This window comes from Trichlorobacter sp., assembly GCF_030247655.1.
Lineage (GTDB): Bacteria > Desulfobacterota > Desulfuromonadia > Geobacterales > Pseudopelobacteraceae > Trichlorobacter.
This window is the reverse complement of the sequence record NZ_JAOTRZ010000147.1, coordinates 1-7316: the sequence shown is the minus strand read 5'-3', so window position 1 is coordinate 7316 and position 7316 is coordinate 1. Positions and strand designations below refer to the sequence as shown.

Sequence of the window (7316 nt, the reverse complement as noted above, 5' to 3'; positions counted from 1 at the left end):
CTTCTCTGTTCAGCTTTGGTTCGTTGTTTTCTCCGGTAAACTCCCAGGCAGCGGCATACATGTATTCGTTGTCGTTTCTGAGTGCTTCGCCTTCAGGAGTCTGGAATTCTTCACGGAAGTGACCACCACAGGACTCTTCACGGTGCAGGGCGTCGCGGCACATCAACTCGGCAAACTCAAGGAAGTCAGCCGTACGGCCAGCATTCTCAAGATCCTGGTTGAACTCAGCACCGGTACCGGTAACCTTAACATTCTGCCAGAACTCCTCACGCAGTGCAGGAATCTTCTTGAGGTTGATATTCAGTGATTCATTGGAACGTGCCATACCGCAGTTTTCCCACATCAGACCGCCAAGTTCACGCATAAACTCTGAAACAGTTTTCTTACCGTTAATACCCAGCAACTTGCTGACATTACCGTTAACCTCTTCCTTGGACTGCTTGAATTCAGCAGCATCAGTAGAGGTACCAACCGGCTTAACCCCAGCAAGATAGCCGCCAATGGTGTACGGAATAACAAAGTAACCATCAGCAAGACCCTGCATCAGAGCCGAAGCACCCAGACGGTTTGCACCGTGTACCGAGAAGTTGGCCTCACCCAGTACGAACAGACCAGGGATGTTACTCATCAGGTTGTAGTCAACCCACAGACCACCCATGGAGTAGTGAGGAGCCGGGTACATACGCATCGGACGCTTGTAGCCGTCTTCGTCAGTGATTTTCTCATACATTTCAAATAGGTTACCGTAACGCTCTTTAATGGTGTCAGCGCCAACCCGCTTGATGGATGTTGCGAAGTCAAGGTACACGCCGCGGCCACCAGGTCCAACGCCACGAGCATCATCACACTGCTCTTTGGCAGCACGGGAAGCGATGTCACGGGGAGCAAGGTTACCGAAGGAGGGGTACTTACGCTCCAGATAGTAATCACGATCTTCTTCAGGAACATCGTTAGGGTGTTTGCCGCAATCTTCTTTTTTCTTGGGAACCCAGCAACGACCGTCGTTCCGCAGTGACTCAGACATCAGGGTCAGTTTGGACTGATAGTCACCGGCCTGTGGAATACAGGTCGGGTGAATCTGGGTGTAGCAGGGGTTTGCAAAATAAGCGCCCTTCTTGTGAGCAGCCCACTTGGCGGTTACGGAACAACCCATGGCGTTGGTGGAGAGGTAGAACACGTTTACATAACCACCGGTTGCCAGACAAACGGCATCAGCAGCGTAGGACTCAAGTTCACCGGTTACCAGGTTACGCACGGTAATGCCACGAGCAACACCATCAACCACAACCAGATCCAGCATTTCACGACGGGCATACATCTTTACCGTGCCAAGCTTTATCTGACGTGACAGAGCGGAGTAAGCACCCAGCAGCAGCTGCTGGCCGGTTTGACCACGGGCATAGAAGGTACGGGAAACCTGAGCACCACCGAAAGAACGGTTATCAAGGTAGCCGGCATAGTCACGGGCAAACGGAACACCCTGGGCTACGCACTGGTCGATAATATTGTTGGACACCTGAGCCAGACGCCAGACGTCTGCCTCACGGGCACGGAAGTCGCCGCCCTTAATGGTGTCATAGAACAGACGATAGATGGAGTCACCGTCGTTTGGATAGGCTTTAGCAGCGTTGATACCACCCTGAGCAGCAATGGAGTGGGCACGACGTGGGCTATCCTGATAACAGAAAGCCTGCACGTTGTAACCAAGTTCACCCAAAGAGGCAGCAGCAGCGCCACCGGCAAGACCGGTTCCGACGACAATAACATTATACTTACGCTTGTTGGCCGGGTTAACCAGCTTCAGGTCGAAGCGGTGCTTGTCCCAGCTTTGTTGAATCGGTCCGGTTGGACATTTACCATCGAGTATCACGAGTACCCCCTTAACCTTTTATAATTCCAAGAAAAATTGACAGAGGAATAGCAATAAACCCTACCAGCAGCACAAATGCCACCAATTTACCGCCAGTTGTAATCTTGGGCAGGGTGTTGCCGTTTGCCAGACCAAAAGTTTGGAACAGGCTCTGAATACCGTGATAGAGGTGCAGAAACAGCACCACCATAGCCACAGCATAGATGCCGGCGCCAGCAACAGATGAGAAGCTGGAAGCCACCATGGCAAATACATTGAAATGGCCGGAAGCATCATTTACCAGAGTCAGACCCGGAGTTGCCCGGAAGGTAAAATGCAACAGGTGATACACAATAAAGGCCAGCAGAAGCAGACCGGTCCAGATCATATTCTCACTTGCAAAGGTTGCCTTACGGGTAGCCTTGACAGCGTAGTCAGTAGGACGACCACCACGGTTTTCAATGGTGAGCTGAATGGCATACACGATGTGTACAACGAATAGAGCCAGCATGATTGCCCTAAAAAGCATAATGATAGGCAATGGCATACTGTGCAAATGCTCAGCGTAGGCATTGATACCGCTAGGGCCTACAAAAATGGTGCTGTTGCCGATAAGATGGACAACAGCAAACAGGACCATACTCAGACCTGTTACTGCCATCACGATCTTTCTGCCGATGGATGTGTTCAGAAATTCCATAAACTCCCTTCCTTTATGATGTAGTGTTGAAGCTCACTGCGTACGTTACTTGAAAAATCAGGGGGCTGAATGCCATGCGGTGGTCCCCGCCAGTTTAGCCTGCGATAATGCTGCATTGGAAGCCTCCTCGTGGGGTATCTACATATGTCTGTACAAACCAGCAAATCAAGCATCAAAGCACCGCGCATACTAAACGCCGTTTTAAGAAATTGCAAGGATTTTATGTATACAGCATGCAATCCTAAACCGCCTGCAGTGTGTCTCAACTAACAGCCACAAAATAACGAACAAACTAGACAGATTTAAATTCACGTGCTATATACAACACCCTTTTGCGGGCATGGTGGAATAGGTAGACACAAGAGACTTAAAATCTCTCGGGGGCAACCCTGTGCCGGTTCGAGTCCGGCTGCCCGCACCACCCTTTCTCTCCCCCCTCCACACACAAACCATCCCCCTGAACCATTTTTCTCTTTGCAGGCCATTTTTTTGTTTTGTTATTAGCCTGCTGTGCTATAAGGCGATTATCTTTTTAAATCTCCACTGGGAGGCTTTATGAAAAAATCTGAACTTGTTGCAAAGATGGCTGAAGGAGCCGAGCTTACCAAGGCGCAGGCTGAAAAGGCATTGGCAAGCTTCATTGCCGGGGTAACCGGCGCGTTGACTGCAGGCGACAAAGTGACCCTGGTGGGATTCGGCACTTTCTCAGCCATTACCCGCAAAGCCCGTACCGGTCGCAATCCCCAGACCGGCAAGGCGATCAAGATTGCTGCAAAGACCTCCGGCAAGTTTTCTCCCGGTAAATCCCTGAAAGACCTTGTTTGCAAAAAGGCTGCCTGTAAAGCCAAGAAAAAGTAGTAACGACAATAGATGCAAAAGACCCCGCTTTGACGGGGTCTTTTTTTATCGCATGCTGGTACAATCCGCAAAAATTATTTCCCGAGCTTGCCTCTAATCGCCTCAACCACATGGTAGGCATCATTAATAGCCGTATAAATCAGGTTGGGATGTTTCTCTTCCTGGATAGATCCCTCACTGATCTTCATGTACGAAGGTGAAATTGCCCCACCAACCACATAAACCCCTTTGCGGGTTGATTCAAACTCAGCTGAAAGCAGCACCAATCGATCCCCTTCCTTGGCCACCCTGCAGACACCAGCGGTACAGGAAATAGTCTGCACCCCCAGTTTGTCAAAAATTGGGACAGGCCCCTGGGAACCAATACAGGCAATTACGTTTTGCATAGGGAAACTCAAAGCGTGATACAGGTCAATGCCGTCAGCCTGCTTAAACTCATTGATCCTGATCACCAGCCGATCAACCCCCTCGTCATCCACCTCACCGATACGCGGTTGGGCACCTGGGAGCAGCCTGATATTCCCACCAAGCAGAATTTCTTCTCCCAGACGTTGAGCTGTTTCCTTATTCACATCAAACTTCTCTGATTTGTGAGCCCAGTAAACCGGCTGCGTGTCATTACACTCACGCTTGGTCTTCAAGATAGCAATCACAACATCTGCAGCCGTATTACCGCCCCCGATAACCAGCGTCTTAACCCCCACATACTTGGTCGGGTCATCCACGTTCTTGGCCACCATTTTGGCATCGCCATAGACCGACAGCTCACGGGGAATACTGCTACCAAAGGCCAACACCACCTTACGGGCCTTAAAGCGGCCCTTATCGGTCAGAATGGTCAGGCAATCGCGTTCATCCTGAATATTCTCAAACGCCACTTCAGTGCGGATATGCAGGTTTTCATGCTGTACAAAATGCTGCACATACTGCAGGTAACTTTCAACCGTCACCGGCTTGTCCGGTGGTCTCAGTTCATCCACCAGAAACGGCTCAGGAGCATCCTTGGGCTTGGAGGCATAGACCAGCTTCCCTTGGGGATAGGTATTAGCGATCCCCTGGAACGGGGCCTTACCAGACTCTAATACCAGATAGGACAGGCCATACTTATGACAGAGATAAGCGGTTGCCAGACCAGCAGGACCGCCACCGATAATAATGACATCATACAGTTCAGCAGACATGGTTGTTAATGCCTCCAGAGGAAATGATTCGTACTGCTGATTCTCCAGCAACTGGAATCAGACGGGTAAAATAATCAAGAGTTGCAAAGCTATCAGAAGCGACCGGTGTACAGGTTGAACTGAAATGGCTGATATAAAACAGATAGCGGATACCGTATTCCTGTGCCGTCTGCAGGTTGGTCTCGCTATCTTCACCTAACATGGTACGAGCAGGGTCGTATGTGACAAACCGTTGTAGCTCTGCCCAGAAGTGATTATCCTCTTTGGGCAGGCCAACCTGATGGGCGGAGATAATGCCATCAAACCAGTGTCCGATTCTGGTTTTTTTCAGCTTGATATCCAGGGTTTTTCCATGGGCATTGGTTACCAGCCAGAGCTGCTTATTGTGCTGCTTGCAATAGGTCAGAAACTCAATCACGCCAGGATGTACCGCGATCAGATGCTCAACTTCCAACTTCAGCAGAGGTATATCAAGACCAAGCCGGTCAGACCAGTAATCAAGATCAGTCCAGTTAAGGGTACGCTCCTGGGACCGGAACAAGGCGTGCAGCTGCTCCCGTGCCTGCTTAGGCGAGACATTATGCTTAGCAGCCCAACGTTTGGGTACATGCTCAAGCCAGAAATGATCGTCAAAATGACGATCCAGCAGGGTGCCGTCCATGTCCAGTAAAACAGTATCTATATTGTGCCAGTCAAGTAACATGGCTTCTTTATACAGCAAACAGGTCAAAATAAAAAGGGCAGACCCGAAGGCCTGCCCTTTTCCACATGAAGGTTTACAGCTACTACAACAGATTAGAAATGAACTTCAAAGGTACCGTAGATATTCTGAGCTTTTTCAATTGCAGGACCCATTAACATTGTATTCTGAGCAACATCTTTCATTGCAATCGCGGCACCGATCCAGTTGTTGCTGCCGGTATATTCAAACTTGTAGTACTGATAACCAAGCTTAAAGAACGCCTTGGCAAAGACAGAAGAGATCGGCTTCAGGTCAAGTTCTTGAATGATATACGGTTCAAATACATGACCGCGGGTACCAACCTTGGCGGTGAACATATCATCAGCAGCCGGGGCAAAGGTGATCCAGTTCTTGGAACCGTAGTTGTATTCAAAGCCCAGCTTGGTTCTGCTGGGGAAGTCATAACGCAAACCAGTATAGATGGCATAACCAGTGGTGTCATGCTTATCAGGAGCACCAAATCCAGTTACGTTAGCATCACCGTAACCAAGACCATACATACCCCCCATAAAGCCTTTACCATTGGGTCGCATCACACTCATACCTAAATCGGCAAAGGCATTCAGGTCACCAGGGCCGACCTTCTTAAGGGTGGTCATGGCACCAACGCCAAACCAATCGATATCTCCAACGTTGGTTGCAACCCCACCCATCGTTTCGGGCGCGTTACTGAAGATATTGTAACCACGGTTCCACTGCAACCAGACCCGCAGCGGATCAGTGTCGACAGGGATCACAGCCACACCCAGCATATCAGTATCTTTCAGGTCATTATGAGCACTCATATTGGTTTTATTATAACCGGCATCAAAACCACGACCGTAGCAGACCTTGGCATAGAAGCCAGGCAGGAAGTCGATATCAGGTGCATAGCCCAAAGTCATACCATCAAAGGCATAGTCAACCAGCAGAGCCGGGGTGCCGCCGTTACCAGGACGCTCATTGTTGGACTTCAGGTTGGTGGGAGCACCATCAGTTGATGGGCGACGACCAACTGAGAACCAGACCGGTTGGTCCATGATATTGGACCAAGTTGCATATGCCCGGTCTACGTTCAACAGGCTAGAAGAAGGAACATGGCCAAGGGTACCATCCATAACGGCAGTACGGTCAGGAGTAAATCCGGCATTGGTTACATCGCCAGACTGATCACCAAAGGACTTATAGGCAAGCAGACGGACGTTAACGGTAACATCTTTAGTGGCCTTGGCTTTCAGATTAAGCCCAAAGCGGTTTGTGTACAACAGGTTATTCTGATACTTGTAGCCAGCAATGGGTGCCATAGCAGCAGGTGGAGTCGCAAATGCAGGACGCATATCAGTATAACTTTTTACTGAAGCCTGCAGATTATCTACACGAAAACGATAGTCGCCGCCAATGGTCAGCCACTTACCCAAAGACTTATCTACAATACGCTGAACCTGACCCTTCAGGTCTTCCATTTGCTGGGACAACTTGTCAATCTTGACTTGCAGATCATCTGCAGCCATGGCGCCAGCCGGAATGGCCAGTGCAAGTACGGTGGACAGAATCAACTTGTTTGCTTTACGCATGCATCTTTCTCCTTTTGGTGGGATGAATACTGCTGGTGGACGTTACCTGCCTTGATTAATCGCATCAGCATCTAATAAATAGTACTTCAACAAAACGCTGGAACCTTACATCAAACTGTTACGGGGCTGCAACAATTTAATCTTATATATTCAGGCATTTGAATATTAGCATATCTATCTTGCAATATAGTTATTCTGTTCAATCAGTTGCTTTAAAAAAAACAATAATTGAACAGAATCAGATGCTTTGATCAACTGCCGATCAGCCACTGCAAACGGTTCTCGTTTGCAGACCTTGCACTGCTTTGCACATTTTTTAATTTTAATGTTCAGCCCTTCAAACTGTTCCTCCAGCTGTTTGGCCAGCTTTTCTGCCCCCTGGTTATGTTCACAGAGCCGGATTTTCATAGACTACGCCACCGGAAACGGTGCT

At 49.1% G+C, this 7316-nt stretch carries 7 protein-coding genes and 1 tRNA gene; 2 read left to right on the top strand and 6 right to left on the bottom strand.

The annotated features are described in order from the left end of the window. Together OEL57_RS11885 and OEL57_RS11880 are read right to left on the bottom strand one after the other, a co-directional pair. Positions 1 to 1870, bottom strand: a 1870-nt coding sequence (locus tag OEL57_RS11885) for a fumarate reductase/succinate dehydrogenase flavoprotein subunit (protein ID WP_300740747.1), incomplete at its 3' end; no start/stop codon positions are given. Positions 1871 to 1880: 10 nt separating this feature from the next. Next, positions 1881 to 2549 (bottom strand): succinate dehydrogenase cytochrome b subunit, encoded by a 669-nt coding sequence (locus OEL57_RS11880; protein WP_300740746.1) that lies wholly within the window; start codon positions 2547 to 2549, stop codon positions 1881 to 1883. A gap of 334 nt (positions 2550 to 2883) precedes the next feature. On the opposite strand from OEL57_RS11880, the gene OEL57_RS11875 reads away from it, so the two are divergent. Beyond that, positions 2884 to 2970: transfer RNA gene (locus OEL57_RS11875), tRNA-Leu, on the top strand. Between the two features lie 134 nt (positions 2971 to 3104). Continuing rightward, a complete protein-coding gene (locus tag OEL57_RS11870; RefSeq protein ID WP_300740745.1) occupies positions 3105 to 3407 on the top strand; it encodes an HU family DNA-binding protein in 303 nt (100 codons plus the stop codon). Positions 3408 to 3481: 74 nt separating this feature from the next. On the opposite strand, the gene OEL57_RS11865 is transcribed toward OEL57_RS11870, so the two are convergent. The 4 genes from OEL57_RS11865 to OEL57_RS11850 all read right to left on the bottom strand — a co-directional run bounded on the left by OEL57_RS11865 (position 3482) and on the right by OEL57_RS11850 (position 7291). Then, positions 3482 to 4588 carry an NAD(P)/FAD-dependent oxidoreductase gene (locus tag OEL57_RS11865; RefSeq protein ID WP_300740744.1) on the bottom strand — a complete coding sequence of 369 codons (1107 nt, stop codon included), beginning with the start codon at positions 4586 to 4588 and terminating at the stop codon, positions 3482 to 3484. Then, a complete protein-coding gene (gene yrfG / locus OEL57_RS11860; protein WP_300740743.1) occupies positions 4578 to 5291 on the bottom strand; it encodes a GMP/IMP nucleotidase in 714 nt (237 codons plus the stop codon). The genes OEL57_RS11865 and yrfG overlap by 11 nt, the downstream gene beginning before the upstream one ends. A 92-nt stretch (positions 5292 to 5383) precedes the next feature. After that, positions 5384 to 6883 carry a DUF3373 domain-containing protein gene (locus tag OEL57_RS11855; protein ID WP_300740742.1) on the bottom strand — a complete coding sequence of 500 codons (1500 nt, stop codon included), beginning with the start codon at positions 6881 to 6883 and terminating at the stop codon, positions 5384 to 5386. Between the two features lie 174 nt (positions 6884 to 7057). After that, entirely contained in the window at positions 7058 to 7291 is a 234-nt protein-coding gene (locus OEL57_RS11850; protein WP_300740741.1) for a DUF1450 domain-containing protein, read from the bottom strand. Between the last annotated feature and the right edge of the window lie 25 nt (positions 7292 to 7316).